This is a genomic window from Streptomyces sp. NPDC047081, assembly GCF_040643775.1.
GTDB lineage: Bacteria > Actinomycetota > Actinomycetes > Streptomycetales > Streptomycetaceae > Streptomyces.
On sequence record NZ_JBEYUY010000002.1, the window covers coordinates 315,956 to 329,743 of the forward strand.

12 protein-coding genes are annotated in these 13,788 nt (G+C 71.8%); 7 read left to right on the plus strand and 5 right to left on the minus strand.

Features of this window, described 5'->3' with window-relative positions:
- The first annotated feature begins 5 nt into the window (after positions 1–5).
- Both ABZ848_RS04585 and ABZ848_RS04590 read left to right on the plus strand, forming a co-directional pair.
- The gene (locus ABZ848_RS04585; RefSeq protein WP_360825181.1) at positions 6–2,135 is read left to right on the plus strand and encodes an acetate--CoA ligase family protein; all 2,130 of its coding nucleotides are present in this window, start codon (positions 6–8) and stop codon (positions 2,133–2,135) included.
- Positions 2,128–2,922: an enoyl-CoA hydratase-related protein gene (locus ABZ848_RS04590; protein WP_360825184.1), complete on the plus strand. Its 795-nt coding sequence runs from the start codon at positions 2,128–2,130 to the stop codon at positions 2,920–2,922. Before ABZ848_RS04585 ends, ABZ848_RS04590 begins: the two co-directional genes overlap by 8 nt.
- A 58-nt stretch (positions 2,923–2,980) precedes the next feature.
- On the opposite strand, the gene ABZ848_RS04595 is transcribed toward ABZ848_RS04590, so the two are convergent.
- Positions 2,981–4,138, minus strand: coding sequence for a S1 family peptidase (locus ABZ848_RS04595; protein WP_360825187.1), 1,158 nt, complete (start codon positions 4,136–4,138; stop codon positions 2,981–2,983).
- 136 nt (positions 4,139–4,274) lie between these two features.
- The gene (locus tag ABZ848_RS04600; protein ID WP_360825190.1) at positions 4,275–4,613 is read right to left on the minus strand and encodes a cupin domain-containing protein; all 339 of its coding nucleotides are present in this window, start codon (positions 4,611–4,613) and stop codon (positions 4,275–4,277) included.
- A 120-nt stretch (positions 4,614–4,733) separates the two neighbouring features.
- Here ABZ848_RS04600 and ABZ848_RS04605 point away from each other — a divergent pair, with 120 nt between their 5' ends.
- Positions 4,734–6,212, plus strand: a complete 1,479-nt coding sequence (locus ABZ848_RS04605; RefSeq protein WP_360825193.1) for a glutamate--cysteine ligase — start codon at positions 4,734–4,736, stop codon at positions 6,210–6,212.
- A gap of 5 nt (positions 6,213–6,217) precedes the next feature.
- On the opposite strand, the gene ABZ848_RS04610 is transcribed toward ABZ848_RS04605, so the two are convergent.
- A complete protein-coding gene (locus ABZ848_RS04610; protein ID WP_360825196.1) occupies positions 6,218–7,333 on the minus strand; it encodes an NAD(P)/FAD-dependent oxidoreductase in 1,116 nt (371 codons plus the stop codon).
- 53 nt (positions 7,334–7,386) lie between these two features.
- Here ABZ848_RS04610 and ABZ848_RS04615 point away from each other — a divergent pair, with 53 nt between their 5' ends.
- Both ABZ848_RS04615 and ABZ848_RS04620 read left to right on the plus strand, forming a co-directional pair.
- On the plus strand, positions 7,387–8,067 hold the full coding sequence (locus ABZ848_RS04615; protein ID WP_360825199.1) for a TetR/AcrR family transcriptional regulator C-terminal domain-containing protein: 681 nt from the start codon (positions 7,387–7,389) through the stop codon (positions 8,065–8,067).
- Between the two features lie 30 nt (positions 8,068–8,097).
- Positions 8,098–9,354 (plus strand): MFS transporter, encoded by a 1,257-nt coding sequence (locus tag ABZ848_RS04620; protein WP_360825202.1) that lies wholly within the window; start codon positions 8,098–8,100, stop codon positions 9,352–9,354.
- A gap of 7 nt (positions 9,355–9,361) precedes the next feature.
- Here the strand turns inward: ABZ848_RS04620 and ABZ848_RS04625 are convergent, their stop codons facing one another.
- Together ABZ848_RS04625 and ABZ848_RS04630 are read right to left on the minus strand one after the other, a co-directional pair.
- Positions 9,362–10,249 (minus strand): aminoglycoside phosphotransferase family protein, encoded by an 888-nt coding sequence (locus tag ABZ848_RS04625; RefSeq protein ID WP_360825205.1) that lies wholly within the window; start codon positions 10,247–10,249, stop codon positions 9,362–9,364.
- A 34-nt stretch (positions 10,250–10,283) separates the two neighbouring features.
- The gene (locus tag ABZ848_RS04630) at positions 10,284–11,012 is read right to left on the minus strand and encodes a FadR/GntR family transcriptional regulator (RefSeq protein WP_360825207.1); all 729 of its coding nucleotides are present in this window, start codon (positions 11,010–11,012) and stop codon (positions 10,284–10,286) included.
- A gap of 234 nt (positions 11,013–11,246) precedes the next feature.
- On the opposite strand from ABZ848_RS04630, the gene ABZ848_RS04635 reads away from it, so the two are divergent.
- Together ABZ848_RS04635 and ABZ848_RS04640 are read left to right on the plus strand one after the other, a co-directional pair.
- A complete protein-coding gene (locus tag ABZ848_RS04635) occupies positions 11,247–12,488 on the plus strand; it encodes an aminotransferase class V-fold PLP-dependent enzyme (RefSeq protein ID WP_360825209.1) in 1,242 nt (413 codons plus the stop codon).
- The gene (locus ABZ848_RS04640) at positions 12,485–13,786 is read left to right on the plus strand and encodes a sugar ABC transporter substrate-binding protein (RefSeq protein ID WP_360825212.1); all 1,302 of its coding nucleotides are present in this window, start codon (positions 12,485–12,487) and stop codon (positions 13,784–13,786) included. Before ABZ848_RS04635 ends, ABZ848_RS04640 begins: the two co-directional genes overlap by 4 nt.
- Positions 13,787–13,788 lie beyond the last annotated feature (2 nt).

The window sequence follows — 13,788 nt, forward strand, 5'->3', positions numbered from 1 at the left end:
CGGACATGACATCGCTCGCCGCCGACCACGCCTCACCGCCCACCCGCCCCCGCGAGCTGCGACGACTCCTCTCCCCCCGGCACATCGCCGTGTTCGGCGGCCGGCACGCCGCCGAGGTGATCCGCCAGTGCCGGAGCATCGGCTACGACGGTGCCCTGTGGCCCGTGCACCCGACGCGCCGCACCCTGGAGGGGCTGCCCTGCCACCCGGACGTGGACTCCCTGCCCGAGGCACCCGACGCGGCCTTCGTCGCCGTACCGCGCGAGGCCACCGTCGACGTGGTCGCGGCCCTGGCCCGGCGCGGTGCGGGCGGGGCCGTCTGCCACGCGTCCGGCTTCGCCGAGTCCGGCGGCAAGGGCGCCGAGCTGCAGCGGCTCCTGGTGACGGCGGCGGGCGCCATGCCGGTCGTCGGCCCCAACTGCCACGGCTTCCTCAACTACCTGGACGGCGCGGCCCTCTGGCCGGACCGGCACGGCGGTACCCGCACCCCGCGCGGCCCCGCCGTCATCACCCAGAGCGGCAACATCGGCCTCAACCTCACCATGCACCGCCGCTCGTTGCCGCTGTCGTACCTGATCACCGTCGGCAACGGGGCGGTCCTCCGGCTGCACGAACTCGTCGAGGGACTCCTCGCCGACCCACGGGTGACGGCCATCGGCCTCCACATCGAGGGCCTCGACGACGTGCCGGGCTTCTCCCGGGTCGCGCTGAAGGCGCTCCAACAGGGCGTCCCCCTGGTCGCGTTGAAGGCCGGCAGCTCCCCGCTCGGCGCACGCACCGCCCTCAGCCACACCAGCTCCCTCTCGGGCTCCGACACCCTGTACGACGCCCTGTTCCGGCGCGTGGGAGTGGCCAGGGTGCACGACCTCCCGGGGCTGCTGGAGACGCTGAAGTTCCTCGCCGTGCACGGGAGTCCGCGCGGCACGCGGATCGCCTCGATGAGCTGCTCCGGCGGCGAGGCCTCCCTGGTGGCCGACCTCGCCCAGCCGCGCGGACTGACCCTCCCGGAGTTCCCGCCGCGCACGGCACAGCGACTCCGCTCGGTGCTCGGAGACCGCGTCACCGTCGCCAACCCCCTCGACTACCACACCTACATCTGGGGCGACGGACCAAAACTGACGGAGTGTTACGAGGCGGTCCTGGACGCCGGGTTCGACGCGCAGCTGCTGATCCTGGACCTGCCGAAACCGGACCTCGGCGACACCTCGGCCTGGGACACGGCCGTGGACGCCCTGATCGCGGCGCATCGCAGCACGCGTCGCGCCACCTGTCTGGTCGGCTCGCTCCCCGAAGGGCTGCCCGAGGCGACCGGCAGGCGCCTGCTGGCCGAAGGCATCGCCCCCATGCAGGGCCTCACCGAGTGCCTGGACGCCGTGGCCGCCGCGGCGGCCGTCGGCGCGGCGCGGGAGCACGCGGACCGGATCCGGCCGCTCGCCGCCCACACACCGCTGCACCCCGGCACGACCCGGACACTCGACGAGTGGCAGGGCAAACGCGCCCTGGCCGCCCGGGGCCTGCGCATCCCCGAGTCGGCGTCGGCGACCGGCGTCGACGAAGCGGTCCTGCGCGCCGATGAACTCGGTTTTCCCGTCGTCCTCAAGGCCGTCTCCGCCGCGCTCACGCACAAGACCGAAGCCGGAGCCGTCCGGCTGGGGCTCACCGGCCCCGGACAGGTGCGCGAGGCGGCGGAGGACATGGTCCGGCGCGGCCTTCCCGACCGCTTCCTCGTCGAGCGGATGGTGCGGGGCGCCGTCGCCGAGCTGATCGTCGGAGTGCACCACGACCCCCAGTTCGGCCCGGCGCTGACCCTCGGCGCGGGCGGAACGCTCGTGGAACTCCTCCGGGACACCGCGACCCTGCTGCTCCCGGCCACGCCCGAGGAGATCCGCACGGCGCTCGCCTCCCTCAAGACCCGGCCACTGCTGGACGGATACCGGGGGCGCCCCAGGGCCGACGTCGACGCGGCCGTCGACGCCGTGACCGCCATCGCCGCCTACGCGCGCGACCACGCGGCCGACCTCGTCGAACTGGACGTCAACCCGCTCCTGGTCCTCCCCGAGGGCCACGGCGCCGTCGCCGCCGACGTACTGATCCGACTCGTCCGTCCCGCGCAGGAGGAGCCGCCCCATGCCTGAGCACGACCGCCCGGTACGGCTGACCGCCGACGACGGCATCCTCGTCGTCACCCTCGACCGGCCGAAGGCCAACGCCGTGGACGTCGCCACCAGCCGCGCGCTGTACGCGGCGTTCGAGCGGCTGAACACCGATCCCGGGCTTCGGGTCGGCATCGTCACCGGCGCGGGAGAGCGGTTCTTCAGCGCCGGCTGGGACCTCAAGGCCGCGGCGGCGGGAGAGGCGGTGGACGCCGATCACGGGCCGGGCGGTTTCGCGGGCCTGACCGAGTTCTTCGCCCTGGACAAGCCGGTGATCGCCGCCGTCAACGGCCTCGCGCTGGGCGGCGGGTTCGAGCTCGCGCTCGCCGCCGACCTGATCGTGGCCGCGGAACACGCCGAGTTCGCCCTGACCGAGGCCACGCTCGGACTGGTGCCCGACTCCGGCGGCGCCCTGCGTCTGCCACGCCGTCTGCCCCGGGCGATCGCCACCGAACTACTGCTCACCGGGCGCCGTATGACCGCTCCCGAAGCGGCCCGCTGGGGTCTCGTCAACCGGGTCGTCCCCGGCGACCAGGTCCTTGAGGCCGCCCTTGCCCTGGCTCGGCAGGTCTGCCGGAGCGCGCCTTTGGCGGCGGCGGCGATCAAGGAGATCACGCGCAGCGCTGAGGGCCTGCGGATGGAGGACGCCTTCGCCGCCCTGCGCGGGCCCGGAATGCCGAACTACCGCGCCGTTCTCACCTCCCGGGACGCGGAGGAGGGGCCGCGCGCCTTCGCCGAGAAGCGCCGGCCCGTGTGGACCGGGCAGTGACGAGTACCCCGGCTCCTCCCGCGGGGTCGCGCGGCAGGAGCCGGGGCTCTGTCGGAGGTCAGGCCGTGTGCAGGGTCAGCCCATACCGGTTGAGGATCTCGTTGACCGGCTGGAACCAGGTCTCGCCGCCGGAGGTGCAGTTGCCCCAGCCGCCGGAGGTGACCCCCTGCGCCTGGTCGCCGCTGATGAACGAGCCGCCGGAGTCACCCGGCTCGGCGCACACGTTCGTCTTGGTCATCTGGTACACCGCGCCCTGGCTGTAGTTGACGGTCTCGTTCTTGGCCAGGACCGTGCCGCAGTGCCAGTGCGAGGTCGAGCCGGAGCGGCAGATGGAGGCGCCCACGGGAGCCTCCGCCGAGCCGCGGACCAACTGGTCGGAGACGGTGCCCCAGCCGAGCACCACGGGCACGGTCCACCAGCCGCTGCCGACGTTCACCCAGGCGTAGTCGTTGTCCGGGAACGAGGAGCCCTGGAAGTTGCCGACGTACGAGCCGTCCCAGCCGTACACCGCGCCGGTGTGCTGGTCGCAGTGCCCGGCGGTGATGAAACCGCCGTACACCGAGAAGCCGATGGAACAGCGGACGTTGCCCGTGTAGTACGGGTCGCCACCGACGGTTCCGGCGGCCAGGGTGCCGGGCGCGTGGTCGGTCTGGCGCACCTCGACCGGGCCCGCCTTGCGGGCGCGGGCCAGGAAGGCCTGGACATCGTTGTCAGAGCGGTATGCGGCGACGACGTTCACGACGACCGAGCCGGCCTTCGGGTCGACGTACCAGCTGCCGACGCCCTTGGGTGCGGACAGCTTGTCGATACGGGCCTTCGCCGCGTCGAGCTCCCGTGCGCTGTGCTCGACGAGGCGTACGGCGGCGCCGGTCGCGCGGACGGCCGCGGTGTTCGCGCCGCGGGTGACGGCGACCGTCAGCTTTCCGCTCCCGGCGTCGAACCAGGAGCCGCCGTACGCGGACCCGGCGGCCCGCTTCGCCTTCGCTTCCACGGCAGTTGCCGTCTTCTCGGCGGCGAGCCGTGCCAGTGCCTGGTGCTTGGTGAGGCCGAGGTCGCGCTGCATCGCGGAGACGAGCGCGCCGGACGCGGGCTCCGCGGTCTTCGCGGTGTGGGCGGGGGAGTCGGTGGCGGAGGCGGGCAACGCGCTCGCAGTCGCCCAGGTGCCGAGGAGGAGGAGCGCGGACAGGGCGGTGCGCATGGCTGTTGTGCGTCTCAAGGGAGTGCCCCTTCGTTGTTCCAGCGAGGTGGGGGTGGAACAGGCAGAACTCTGAGAGCGCTCTCATCGCGTGCGCGGCCGAGCATAACCACTGATCATGAACAGGTCCATGCCAATCGCAGGATTGGTCTATGCCTTACCGGGCCCGCCGGACGAGCATCAGCACGCCCTCCGCACTCGTCCACGGCCCGTGCTCCATGCCCGGAAGCCGGTAGGCGTACATGCCCGCCGTGAACGTCTCGCCGAGGCGCAGGTCGGTGAGGGAGCCGTCGAGTAGGTAGACCTCCTCGTGGAAGTCGTGCCGCACGGACCCCTGCGCGCTGGTGTCCGTCCCCGGCTCGTACCGCTGGAGCACGGTCGCGTCCCCGGTCTGCGGATCCTCGGCCAGCAACTGCTCCCAGACGCCCTCGGGAGCCCCGGGCGGCCGCTGCCAGGGCGCCGCGGGACGGTGGAACTCGGACTGCGGTCTGCTCATCGGCTGTGCCCCTTCGTGGTGTCGACCCAGTTCAGCACAGGCGGTACGCCTTGTCCGGGGTGTGCGGGTGGTGGGACTCTGGGACGAGAGGTGACCGCCGAGGGGACTCGGGAGGGCCCGATGGGACGTGATGTGCCTGCCCTGGTGTTCACGCGGGAGGACCGCCGCCGCTACCGGGACAAGATGCACACCTGCCTGGACGTGCTCGCGCAGATGCTGCGCGAGTCCGGGTTCGAGAGCGAGCGCCCGCAGGTCGGGCTGGAGATCGAGCTCAACCTGGTGGACGGCGAGGGCCGCCCGGCCATGCGCAACACCGAGGTGCTCCAGGCGATCGCCGACCCGGCCTGGTCGAGCGAGCTGGGCCGCTTCAACCTGGAGATCAACGTCCCGCCCCGCGAACTGACGACCGGCGGACCCGGCGCCTGGGAGCAGGCGATCCGCGACGCGCTCAACCACGCCGAGGAGCGGGCCGCCGCCGTGGGCGCCCACCTGATCATGATCGGCATCCTGCCCACCCTGTGGGAGACGGACGTCGGCGAGGCCGCCCTGTCCGGCGACCCCCGCTACAAGCTCCTCAACGAGCAGATCTTCGCGGCCCGCGGCGAGGACCTGCGGATCAGGGTGGACGGCGTGGATCGGCTGTCGATGTACGCCGACGCCATCACGCCCGAGGCCGCGTGCACCAGCACGCAGTTCCATCTCCAGGTCGCCCCCAAGGAATTCGCGGACTACTGGAACGCGGCCCAGGCGATCGCGGGCGTGCAGATCGCCCTCGCCGCCAACTCGCCCTTCCTCTTCGGCAAGGAGCTGTGGCGCGAGACCCGTATCCCCCTCTTCGAACAGGCCACCGACACCCGCCCGCAGGAGATCAAGGCTCAAGGAGTACGGCCCCGGGTGTGGTTCGGAGAGCGCTGGATCACCAGCGTCTTCGACCTGTTCGAGGAGAACGTCCGCTACTTCCCGGCCCTTCTCCCGCTGTGCGACGACGAGGACCCGCAGGAGGCCCTCGACGCCGGAGGCGTCCCGCAGCTGGGCGAACTGACCCTGCACAACGGCACGATCTACCGCTGGAACCGCCCCGTCTACGCCGTCACCGACAGCGGACCGCACCTGCGCATCGAGAACCGTGTCCTGCCCGCCGGCCCCACCGTGGCCGACATCATCGCCAACGGCGCTTTCTACTACGGCCTGACCCGCGCCCTGGTCGACGAGGACCGCCCGGTGTGGACCCGTATGTCCTTCTCGGTCGCCGAGGAGAACCTGCACACCGCGGCCCGCGACGGCATCGAGGCCCGCCTCTACTGGCCCGGCGTCGGCGAAGTCCCGGTCACGGAACTGGTGTTGCGGCGCCTGCTGCCCCTGGCCCACCGCGGCCTGGAGCTGGCCGGCCTCGACGCGACCTGGCGCGAACCCATGCTCGGCATCATCGAACAGCGCTGCGTCACCGCCCGCAACGGCGCCCTGTGGCAGGCCGAGACGGTCCACCACCTGGAGAAGACAGCGACCTCGGACCGCCGCGAGGCACTGCGGCGGATGACCACGACGTACAAGGACTTCATGCACCTGAACGCACCCGCACATACCTGGCCCGTGGACTGACCGGACTACGCCTGGACCTGGTCGAAGAGGGCGATGGCCTCGGTGGGGTCGGGGCTCACCAGGCGTTCCAGACCGGCCGTCGTGATCTGCGCCCACTTCCCGGCCCTCGGCCACATCCGTTCCTCGAAGGCGCGGACTGTCTCGTCCAGATCTCCGGGTCCGGTGGCGACGGCCTCGGCGAGTTCGGCGCCCTCCAGCATCGCGAGGTTCGCGCCCACGCCCAGCGGGGGCATCAGATGGGCGGCGTCGCCCAGCAGCGTCACCCCGCGGACATGGGGCCAGGTGTGGGACACGGGCAGCACGTGCAGGGGGCGGTGGACGAAGGAAGAGCCGCGGCGCAGGAGGTCGAGGACGGGAGCCGCCCAGCCGTCGAACAGGGCGAGCAGCCTTGACCGTACGGCCTCGGCGTCGGCCGGATCCAGGTCCGAGTGCCGGTCCAGCGGCGCGCGGAACTTGGCGTACACCTTCACATGGCCGCCGCTGTTGCGCTGGGCGGTGAGGGAGCGGTTCACGCCGTACACGGCCAAGGAGCCGTCGCCGATCAACTGTGCGAGGTCGGGGTGGCGGGTGTCGACGTCGTCCAGGGAGGTCTCGACCGAGGTGACGCCGGTGTAGTGCGGCGTCACCGGCGAGAGAGCCGGGCGGACCCGGGACCAGGCGCCGTCCGCGCCGACCACGAGGTCGTACGTCTCCTGCCGCCCGTCCGCGAAATCGACCCGTGCGCCGTCCCCGGTCCCCAGCACCACACGCGTCACGCCCCGCCCCCACTGCACGTCGAGAGGGCCGAGCAGCAGGTCGCGGAGTTGCCCGCGGTCGATCTCGGGATTGGTCCGCTCGTCCGGACCGGGCCGCCAGTCGCGCAGGACGGTTCCGTCCGTGTCCAGGATGCGCATCGCCTGTCCCTCGGGGCGCGACAGCGCCTCGAACTCCGTCAGCAGCCCCGCCTTGTCCAGCGCGACCTGGCCCAGCCCTTCGTGCAGATCCAGTGTGCCGCCGGGGGGACGGGCGTCGGGCCCGGCATCGCGTTCGAGGACGGTGACGGGGTGACCGTGGCGGTGCATGACACGGGCGAAGGTGAGGCCGGCCGGGCCGCCTCCGACCACGGCGATACGATGTCTCATGTCGATACACTGTATTTCAGCGATACGACGTATCACAACAGTACGATGTGTCCATGACTGTGTGGGACCGGCCGGAGCCGTCGGCTCGCCCCGTGCCGCTCGACCGGGAGCGGATCGTCGCCGCCGCCATCGCTCTGGCCGACGAGGGCGGCCTCGAGGCGGTGTCGTTGCGCAAGGTAGCCGCCCGTCTGAACGCCGGCCCGATGCGGCTGTACGGATACATCGCCACCAAGGAGGAGCTGTTGGACCTCATGGTGGACGAGGTCCAGGCCGAGATCCTTCCCGAGGAGCGGCCCGGTGACTGGCGCGAGGCGCAGCGCGTCCTCGCCCACCGCACCAGGCGGACCGTTCTCCGGCACGAATGGCTTGGGGACCTGCTCGGCGGCCGGCCGACCCTGGGCCCGAACGGCCTCGCTGTGACCGAGGCCAAGCTGGCCGCCCTCGACGGCCTCGCCGACATCGACACCGTCATGCGCGCCGTGGAGACCGTCAGCGCCTACGTCACCGGTGCGATCAGGCGCGAGATCGCGAGCCTGCGGGCCGAGCGCGCCACCGGCCTGTCCAAGGACGACTGGCGGCGCGCCTCCGGCCCGCATGTGACGAGAATGCTGGCCACGGGCCGATTCCCCGCGCTGACCAGGTTCGTGCACGACAGCACGGACGTGGACGCCGAGACGTCCTTCGCGACCGGCCTGGACTGGATCCTGGACGCCGTGGCCGCCAGACTGACGTAGTCCCCGGGGGCATACGAGAGTTGAGGGCCCGTGGCGGAGACGAATGCCGGGCCCGTCGCGCGGGACGCGCAGGCCGCGCCCCCATCCCTGTGGCGCAACCGGGACTTCGTCCTCCTGTGGTCCGGACAGGTCCTCTCGACTCTGGGCACCCGCACGTCCGCCGTCGCCGTCCCCCTGATCGTCCTGGCCATGACCGGCTCACCGGGCCGGGCCGGTGTCGCCGGGTTTGTCGCGACCCTGCCGTATCTCCTCTTCTACCTCCCCGCCGGTGCGGTCCTCGACCGTCTGGACCGCGGGCACGTCATGTTGTGGTGCGAGGCGGTCCGCGTCCTGGCGCTGGGCAGCATCCCGGTGGCGCTGTGGCTGGACCGGCTGACCTACACCCAACTGCTGGTCGCGGGGTTCGTCGGCGGCACCTGTTTCGTCTTCTTCAGCGTGGCGGAGAAGTCGGTGCTGCCCTCGCTCGTCAGCCCCGAGCAGCTGACCCCGGCGCTCGCCCAGCAGGAGGCCAAGTCCCGCGGCGCGGGTCTCGCCGGTCCACCCCTGGGCGGTCTGTTGTACGGCGTCTCGCACGCCCTGCCCTTCCTGGCCGACGCGCTGTCGTACGTGGCCTCCTTCGCCACCCTCGCCTTCATTCGCGTGGACCTGCGGGTCCGGCGTCCGGAGCCGGCCGGACCCTGGTGGCGGGAGGTGGGAGCCGGGGTGCGGTGGCTGGTCGGGCAGCCGTTCATCCGGGTAACCGTCGGCTGCTCCGCCCTCACCAACGTGATGTTCCAGGCGTTGACCCTGGTGGTGATCGTGCTGGCCCGCCATCTCGGCGCGTCGGCCGCCGTCACCGGCGCGGTGCTCGGCTTCTTCGGCTGCGGGGGACTCGCCGGGGCGTTCGCCGCGCCCTGGATACAGCGCCGGCTCCCGCCCAGGGCCGTGGTGATCGGTGCGACCTGGCTGTGGCTCGCACTGCTGGTCCCGATCGCCGCCGTACCGACCCCGCAGGCCCTCGGCCCGCTGGTGGCGGTCATGGCGTTCGTCAACCCCGTGTGGAACGTGGTCGCCGTCGGCTACCAGTACAAGGTCATCCCGGACCACCTGCTCGGCCGCGTCAAGAGCGTTGTCCTGCTGGTGAGTTGGGGCGCCATTCCGTTCGGATCGCTGATCGCCGGGGCGCTGCTGGACGCCGTGGGTCCCCGGGCCGCCGTCCTCGCCCTGTCGGGCCTCAGCCTGCTCGTGGCGGTCGTCGCCACCGCAAGTCCCGGTATCCGCAAGGCGGTTGTCCTGGCCGAGCGCTGATGACCCCTCAGCTCCCGTCCAGCACCTGCCGGACCACGAACTTCGCGTTGTCGGCCATCGACCGGTTCGTCTTCCGGTAGTACGGCAGCGCGATCACCGCCTGCGACAACGTCCGCCCCCGCCCGCGCCGCCACATCGCCTCGTCCACGCCGAGCGCCTCGCGGAAGACCGCCCGAGCGTCGGCGCTCAGCAGGTTCCACGCCGGGAACAGGTCACAGGCCGGATCGCCCACTCCCATGCACCCGAAGTCGATCACCGCGGTGAGCCGTCCCGCCTCCACCAGCAGATTCCCCGGCATCAGATCCGCGTGCAACCACACCGGATCCCCGTCCCAGCCCGGCGCCCGCAACGCGTCGTCCCACACGGCGATCACCGCATCGCAGTCGACGCCCTCCTCCGGGATCCCGCGCAACTCCTCGACGGCGCCACGGGTCTCCGCGTCCAGCTCGGCGAGCGGCCCGCCCCGGTGGGCCCGCGGCGCGCCCGGCAGCCCCACGCCTTGCATCACCTTCACGAACTCCGCCAGATCCAGGGCCAGTTGCACGGGCTCGCTCAACGCCCCCGCCTCGGGATTACGCCCCGCCAGCCACCGGTACACCGACCACGGCCACGGGAACCCCTCCGCGGGCTCCCCGGCCGCGAGCACCTCGGGGACAGCCGTGGGCAGCAGGGGCGCGAGCCGCGGCAGCCACTCCCGCTCCAGGGCCACGTCCGACGCGCCGCCCGCAACCAGCGGCAGCCGCACGACCATGTCGTCGCCGAGCCGGAACATCGCGTTGACCGTGCCGCCGGACGGGAAGCGCCGCACCGGCAGCTCCGCCCACCGCGGGAACCGGCCGGCGACGAGCCGCCGTACGAGGTCGTCGTCGACGGTGTGCAGGTGCCGTGAGCTCATGGGGTGTCATCCGACCGTCGGGCACCGGCGCGCGTCAATCGTTTTTCGTCCGGGCGTCCGCGCCCTGCTCCTCCTCCACGGGCGGCATGAGCGCGCGCAGCCAGCGCTCCGTCTGGGCGACATGCGCCTGGGCCGCGCCGCTCGCCGCGACCGGGTCACGGTCGGCTATGGCGGTGGCCAGGACGCGGTGGTCCTCGTCGCTCTTGGCGCGCATCCGCGGGCCCTCGGGCAGCGTGAAGACCTGGTACTTGCGGGAGCGGGCGCGGAAGACGGCGAGCAGGGTCGCGAGCGTCGGGTTGCCGCCCACGCGGGCGATCTCCGCGTGGAAGCGGTGGTCCAGTTCGGAGGCCTTGGCGGGGTCGGTGGTGGCCTCCATCTCCTCGATCAGCGAGAAGAGCGTGCGCACCGACTCCGGGGTGCTGCGGGCCGCGGCCTGCGCGGCGACATGGGCCTCCAGGACGCGGCGGATCTCGTAGACCTCCAGCAGCCCGGACAGCGGCAGGAGTTCGAGCGTGAGGGAGAGGCTGCCGATGACGTCCTCCGGCCTGAGCTGGGAGACGTACGTGCCGGAGCCGTGGCGCGGTTCGATGACGCCGAGCGCGGCCAGCATCCGCACGGCCTCGCGCAGCGATCCCCGGGAGACCCCCAGCTCCTCGCAGAGCTCGCCCTCGGGCGGAATGCGCTCGCCGGGCCCCAGACGGCCCGACGCGATCATGTGCCGTAGGCCGTGGAACGCCTTGTCGACTGCTGAGACTGCGGACATCCGACCCCTCGTCCTCACTCACCTGACGGACCGGCGCTGTCGCCGCCCTCGCGCACTGTATCGAGCCGAGTCATCAGATGTCTTCAATGTATCCACCCGAAGTCATCTGATGACTTTCACCATATAGCCCTTGTCGGCCGCGAAAAACGCGTGTCAGTATGCCGACTCATCATATGTGTCACGGAGGCAGTCCGATGTCTCGGGGGCATTCCGGCTCAGCAGATGTGGAGTCAAGTGAGCGAGACCGAGGTGGCCGTCGCGCCCAGCCCCCTGCTGCTGACGGACGGCCGGCCCGCTGCCGGGGCGTGGTCGCTGGACCCGGCCCTCAGACATCTGAACCACGGCTCCTTCGGAGCGGTGCCGTTGGTGGCGCAGGAGCGGCAGGCGGCGCTGCGCGCGGAGATGGAACGCTCGCCCGTGGTGTGGTTCCCGGCCCTGCCGCAGCGCATCGCCGCCGCCCGGATCGAGCTCGCCGCCTTCCTCGACGTCGACGCGGGCGACCTCGCGCTGGTGCCCAACGCCAGCGCCGGCGCGAGCGTGGTGTACGCCGCGCTCGACCGGCGCCGTGGCGGAGAGATCGTCGTCACCGATCACGGCTACGGCGCGGTGACCATGGGGGCCGAGCGGCTGGCCCGCCGCTGGGGCGGCCGGGTGCGCACCGCGCGGGTGCCGCTGGACGCGGACGAGGAGCAGGCCTACGAGGCGGTGCTCGCCGAGGTCGGCGAGGCCACCGACCTGGTGGTCGTCGACCAGATCACCTCGGCGACCGCCCGCCGGTTGCCGGTCGAGCGGATCGGCGCGGAGCTGAGGCGCCGCGAGGTCCCGCTGCTCGTCGACGGCGCGCACGCGCCCGGCCTCCTCGCCACGCCGCTCGCCGACGCGACGTACGACTTCTGGACCGGCAACCTGCACAAGTGGGGCTGCGCCCCGCGCGGCACGGCGTCGCTCGTCGCCCGCGGCCCGCTGCGCGACCGCCTGTACCCCCTCATCGACTCGTGGGGCGCGGCCGATCCCTACCCGGACCGCTTCGACCAGCAGGGCACCGTCGACGCCACCGCCTACCTGGCCGCCCCCACGGCCCTCGACCTCGTCGAGCGCACCTGGGGCTGGCCCGCCGCCCGGCGCTACATGGACGACCTGGCGGACTACGGCGCGCACGTGATCGGCGCCGCCTTCGCCCGCCTGACCGGCGACGGCAGACCGGTCGACGTCGGCATGCCCGTCCCCGGCATGCGTCTGGTCCGTCTCCCCGACGGCCTCGCCGCCTCCCGCGTCGAGGCCGACGCACTGCGCGACCGCGTGGCCCACGAGCTGGCCGTCGAGGCGGCCTTCACCAGCTTCGCCGGCCTGGGCTATCTGCGCCTGTCCGCCCACGTCTACAACACCGCAGCCGACTACGAGTACTTCGCCGAGGAGTGCGTCCCCGTCCTCGGCGACTGGGCCCGAGAGAACTCAGGGAAGAGGTCAGCACGATGAGAAGAAGGACGGCAGTTCTCGCGCTGGGCAGCGCCGCCGCGACGGTTCTGACCGGTTGCTCCACCATGAGCCCCGGCGCGAGTGGCACGGTCACCCTCAACATGGTCGAGAGCCTGACCAACCCCACCCGAACCGCCCTGCTCAAGGACCTGATAGCCGACTTCGAGCAGCGCAACCCCAAGATCAAGGTCAACCTGATCTCCCCGCCCACCGAACAGGCCGACCAGAAGATCCAGCAGATGCTCCAGTCCGGCAGCGGCGTCGACGTCCTGGAGGTGCGGGACATCACCGTCGGACCCTGGTCGAACAACGGCTGGCTCCACGACATGAAGCAGGACCTGGCCGCCTGGCAGGGCTGGCAGGCCATGACGGAGAACGCCGTCAAGGCCGCCAAGGACGCCAGGGGACACACCTACTTCGTCCCGTACGGCTTCTACGGCCTGAGCCTCTTCTACCGCACCGACCTGATCAAGAAGGCCGGCTTCAGCAAGCCGCCGGCCACCTGGGAGGAGCTCCTGCAGCAGGCCTCCGCCATCAACGACCCGGCCAAGCGCCGCTACGGCTACGCCTTCCGCGGCGGCGCCAACGCCGACAGCAACGCCACCGCCACGATCGAGGCCTACCTCGCCGACCAGGTCGACCCGGCCAACGGCTTCAAGCTCAAGGACGGCCGTACGATCTTCTCCGCGCCCGAGGCGCTGGACGCCATGGAGAACTACCTCAAGCTGTTCAAGCAGGGGTCGCCCAAGTCGTCGGTCTCCTGGGGCTATCCGGAGATGGTGGAGGCCTTCTCCAACGGTTCCACCGCGTTCCTGCTGCAGGACCCCGAGGTGATCGCCACGGTCTCGCAGTCGAAGTCGATCACGAAGAGCCAGTGGGACACCGCCCCGCTGGTGGCGGGCCCCAGTGGCAAGACCGTCCAGCCGCTGGCGACCGCGGGCTGGGGCGTCGCCAAGGGCAGCAAGCAGAAGGCCGCGGCGGTCAAGCTGGTGGAGTTCCTGTCCGAGGGGGAGGCGTCGACGACGTTCACCAAGAAGAACAGCCTGGTCCCGATCCTCAAGTCGGCGACCAGCGACTCCTTCTACCGGACCGGTCCCTGGTCGAGCTACGTCACCATGACCGAGCACCCGGACAAGTACCTCGTCGTCACCCAGCCACGCGATGTCACCTGGTGGACCGAGTGGCAGCAGCAGTCCGACGCCGACGTGCAGAAGCTCATCCTCGGCAAGACGACGCCCAAGAAGCTGCTGGCGGGCTGGGACGCGTACTGGACCCGGAAGTGGCGGCAGGAGCAGTAGAC

What these genes read in the sequence shown, in the direction of transcription:
- ABZ848_RS04640 (WP_360825212.1), top strand. Translation starts at nt 12,485, where the DNA reads ATGAGAAGAAGGACGGCAGTTCTCGCGCTGGGCAGCGCCGCCGCGACG.
- ABZ848_RS04625 (WP_360825205.1), bottom strand. Translation starts at nt 10,249, where the DNA reads ATGAGCTCACGGCACCTGCACACCGTCGACGACGACCTCGTACGGCGG.
- ABZ848_RS04600 (WP_360825190.1), bottom strand. Translation starts at nt 4,613, where the DNA reads ATGAGCAGACCGCAGTCCGAGTTCCACCGTCCCGCGGCGCCCTGGCAG.
- ABZ848_RS04585 (WP_360825181.1), top strand. Translation starts at nt 6, where the DNA reads ATGACATCGCTCGCCGCCGACCACGCCTCACCGCCCACCCGCCCCCGC.
- ABZ848_RS04615 (WP_360825199.1), top strand. Translation starts at nt 7,387, where the DNA reads ATGACTGTGTGGGACCGGCCGGAGCCGTCGGCTCGCCCCGTGCCGCTC.
- ABZ848_RS04590 (WP_360825184.1), top strand. Translation starts at nt 2,128, where the DNA reads ATGCCTGAGCACGACCGCCCGGTACGGCTGACCGCCGACGACGGCATC.
- ABZ848_RS04610 (WP_360825196.1), bottom strand. Translation starts at nt 7,333, where the DNA reads ATGAGACATCGTATCGCCGTGGTCGGAGGCGGCCCGGCCGGCCTCACC.
- ABZ848_RS04630 (WP_360825207.1), bottom strand. Translation starts at nt 11,012, where the DNA reads ATGTCCGCAGTCTCAGCAGTCGACAAGGCGTTCCACGGCCTACGGCAC.
- ABZ848_RS04605 (WP_360825193.1), top strand. Translation starts at nt 4,734, where the DNA reads ATGGGACGTGATGTGCCTGCCCTGGTGTTCACGCGGGAGGACCGCCGC.